2 protein-coding genes and 2 pseudogenes are annotated in these 4,082 nt (G+C 26.7%); all 4 read right to left on the bottom strand.

The features are described from left to right. Positions 1-558: 558 nt before the first annotated feature. The gene (locus tag HZY31_RS04650) at positions 559-816 is read right to left on the bottom strand and encodes a thermonuclease family protein (RefSeq protein ID WP_297318281.1); all 258 of its coding nucleotides are present in this window, start codon (positions 814-816) and stop codon (positions 559-561) included. A 204-nt stretch (positions 817-1,020) separates the two neighbouring features. Beyond that, the gene (locus HZY31_RS04645) at positions 1,021-1,458 is read right to left on the bottom strand and encodes a hypothetical protein (RefSeq protein WP_297318280.1); all 438 of its coding nucleotides are present in this window, start codon (positions 1,456-1,458) and stop codon (positions 1,021-1,023) included. Between the two features lie 1,356 nt (positions 1,459-2,814). Beyond that, positions 2,815-3,854 (bottom strand): annotated as a pseudogene (locus tag HZY31_RS04640) (ATP-binding protein). Between the two features lie 79 nt (positions 3,855-3,933). Then, a pseudogene (locus tag HZY31_RS04635) lies at positions 3,934-4,082 on the bottom strand (IS6 family transposase); the annotation flags it as partial.

Below are 4,082 nucleotides of genomic sequence, written 5' to 3'. Positions count from 1 at the left end.
TAAAAATTTTTATGAAATTTCGAAGGGTCTTCTATTTTGATTAATTTGAATATTTAATTTTATTAAATTATTGAGATTTTTTGGAGATTTTTATAGTTTATTTTTATCTTTAATTTTCCTCGATAATTAGGTTAATATTAAAAATTTTAAGAATTTTTAAGTAAATAAATAAGAATAGAAAAATTTATATATAAGTTCGGAGGTATATAAATAACAAGGGTAATTGACCCTCCGAACTATAACCCCCTATTATAGGAGAATTATAAGGTAATTTTAGAAAATTATCTCTTCAAATTGTGTCCTGTTTAAAATCATGCCCCAAAGGGGATGGAAATTAAATATATTATATAAGGAAACTCGGCAGGTGGGATAAATGTTTAAAATCATGCCCCAAAGGGGATGGAAATCTCAAATGTGAATGTGAAAACTCTTTCCATAGCAAATAGGTTTAAAATCATGCCCCAAAGGGGATGGAAAGATTTTCTTTCAATACATCTTAGCATTTATATTTGTAATTTGTTTTTAGGTCCCCTCACAATGGAAAAGAGAAAAAAGGTATTACGAATTGTAGCTCCAAACCCCTAAATGATGTTGTTTAGCAAATTCTTCATCTTTTATAAATTGTTCTTTAAGTTCAAAGTCTGGAATAATCCACTGTCCATTTTTATAATAAGAATAGACTCTCGCATATCCATTGAGAAGTAAATCTTCATAACCTTTCCCATAATAATAGAATATATAAGTTAAATATCTGCCGTAACAATCTTTTTTAGGAGCTATGTTATCAAAAACTATAATTACTTTTTTTTCCTCCAATTTTCTCCTCTGCAAAATGTTTTGCTCTTAACCCCCAGAGATATAGCCAATGTTCATCTCTAATTTCTTTACCATTAATAACCCATTTTCTAAGATCATTCTTATGGTATATTATGGTATTTTAGAACCTGTGGATATGGATTATCCTCAACCTACAACTTCATTGGAGCTACCTGTCCCTCTATTTATGAAATGAGAGAAGCCCTAATTAATTACATTGAGATGAAATTTCCAAACTTCTTTAGCCAATTCTAAAGCAGATATAACCTTCTCAATCTCTGATGCAGAAATGGGATTATTTTCTCCTCCTTTAGCAAAATGAACTAATCTTCCCTCAACATCGATATATACTGAATACACTTTATCATCTATTTTTACACTAACTCCAATGCTACTACTTGGTTTAATAGCTCCTCTTGAGAGAAGATTTTGAATATCCTCTCTTGTAATTAAGCCTACAATTATCTTTTCATTTGGTTTATTTGGATTTTTTATTAACCAAGTTTCCTCTCCACTATTTATATCAACTTCTCTGAATATTATACAGCCGTTTTTTATTTTTTCTACCTCTACATCTTTATCTTTCTCCAATAACAAATATTTAAGCACATCCGTGCTATTAGTTATAACATATTCTTCCATATTCCCACCCCTCTTTCCTTTATAATATATACCTGAATATTATAGTAAGCATAGCGACTATTATTTAAAACCTCTAAAATCAAATTACCGTAGTTCCCATCAAAGATTCAAATATTCGTTACTACAATATAATATATTAAATTTAAGTAATATTTCAGTACCGTGCATCAACGAATTCATATTGTTAAATCAAATAAATTAATATTAATAAGTAAAAAGAAATCATGTCAGATTACTCGAATTATCCGAATTGTTTGATTAATTCGAATGAATGATTTGTATTTTTTACAATTCATTCAATCATTTAAATTTTTTATAAGAAAATGATTTTCGTAACCTAAGTAATCCAATATCACATGCATGTTATACATACTCAAAATTGAGTTACATGGGTTATCTGGATTATTCTGGTTATGGAATTCAATTTCTTATAAGAAAAATTCATATAAATAAATATTGAGAAGTATTATTTTTATTCACTCCAATATTCTCCGTTGAAAATATTATTCGAATATTTAAATAAATGATTTGTATTTTTTACAAATTACATAATTTTCATTCACGCATTAAAAAATCATGAAATTGTAAGAAACTGAAGCTTTGAAATATTCACTCAAATATATATCTGAAGATATGCTTAAAAATAACTTAAAAGATATGCAGGATTATATATTCTCAAACAATATAGAGTAATACTAATATATTAACAAATATAAATTAAAAATAAACTCTCTTTTAATCTCAACGGTGCCTCCTAAATAACCTTCTATTAAAAAATATTTTTTATTTCTTTCAGATTTTATATTTTTATATTTTCACCTAATTCTTGCAACTATAATAATATATAATCTCTCAACGGTGCCAACGAATTAACCTTCTTTTGAGAAATAGAGGACAATTTACAGGCACTCTCAGTATGTCAAAATTGAGACCGCACTGTTGAGTTTTAAAATTATACTCTTTAGGGATTTTTAAACTTTCTTTTTACAATTAATGGTTTTTTCTCTGGCACTATTGTTCGATGAAGGTTTTTACCTTATTTTTATTAATTTAAATACATCATTGATGAATTATTACCAAATAATAAAATTAATGAGTTTTTTATGAATAGACATTTTAATATAAATTAATCATCAGTAACAACAATGTAAAAAAATATTGAAATATTGTTATTTAATCTTTCTTCTCACTATATTTATTTTCTTCGAGAGGGATTATTAATACAATATGTCCTTTGTGGATGATAACTCTTTCTGGTGGTTTCTCCCCACCTTTAGGAGTATAGCTCCATAATATCAGCTCCTGATGTATTTTTAAAGATGATATCACTCAATATATACTTAAACTTATCCAAAATTATAGCACTATCTTTATAACATTCCAAACTAAATAACTTTGAGGTCTTAAAGTTCCATTAATAGGATTTAAGAAAAGGAGATTCTCTTTCACTAAATATATAGACTGATGTAGGTATCTCTCTTCTATGAATTGTATAATTATCCTTAAACATCTTAAGAGCTTTAATTATGTCCTCCTTTTTTACCTCTACAATCTCATTCTTTATTTCTACTTTTGGAGTCATATAATCTAAATTACTCTAAAAACATCTCTAATTTCGAAACTTCATCCTGAACCATTGTTTCTAATATATCCTCTAAATCTTTATATCTCATAGATTCAACTACAAAGTATATATCTACTGGTTTTCCACCAACATAAGAATAGATTTTTTCTTTCTTCTCAGTTGTGAGAGTTTTATTTAAAATCTCCTTAGCTAAAAAGTCCATAAATTTTAAAGCAGTTTCTTTATCAAAGTCATCTACTAATATATAATCTGCTCTATCTTTATACACCTTCTCTATAAATAAACTATCAGAACTTAAACAAAAAACATGGCAGAGATATTTATGCTTAGTTAAAGAGATAAAGTAATTAAACAACTCATAGATTAAATATCCATTAATTTTCATATCTCCTATTTTTTGAAGTTCATCAATAATAATTATTGGTTGTTTGCCTTGATTTTTTATATCTAACAAAATATTAGTTATATATTTAAAGACATTTTTAGTTGTTTTTTTATTTAACAACTCATCTAATGTATTTTTAGGCACAGGAATACCACTAACAACAGAAATGTCTTTAATTAGCCCCTTAATAATCTCCAATGTTTTTTCTCATCGCTATATTCTTCAAATAACACTTCTACAAAGTCTTCATATTTTGATAAAAATATGTCCCTTAAATTAAAATAAAAGATAACATACTTACTTTTATCCAATCTGTTATTAATTACCTCATTTATTAATGCCGTAATAAAATAGATTATTTCAGGTTCATCTTCAATTGTTGAGAGTATTTCTTTTATCTCCTTCTTCTCGGTTAAAGAATTTCATTTTTTCACCAATAGAATTTATTATTTAATAATATACCATTCCCGCCTATATATCGTTTTTTAGACCAGTTTAGTGACTGTCAAGATAAAGATAGGAGGAAGTTATAGATGGAGGCGAAAGAATTAAGCCAGGAGATAATGGTAATAAATTTGGAATTATTAGGGAATCTATTATAGAAAGATTTAGTTTTTCGTTTAAGGAGAGAGAAGAAACTTTCTACACAATTTC

It is taken from the genome of Methanocaldococcus sp., assembly GCF_024490875.1.
Lineage (GTDB): Archaea > AGJL01 > Methanococci > Methanococcales > Methanocaldococcaceae > Methanocaldococcus.
Note: the sequence above shows the minus strand (reverse complement) of the source record. Positions and strands in the feature narration are given on the sequence as shown.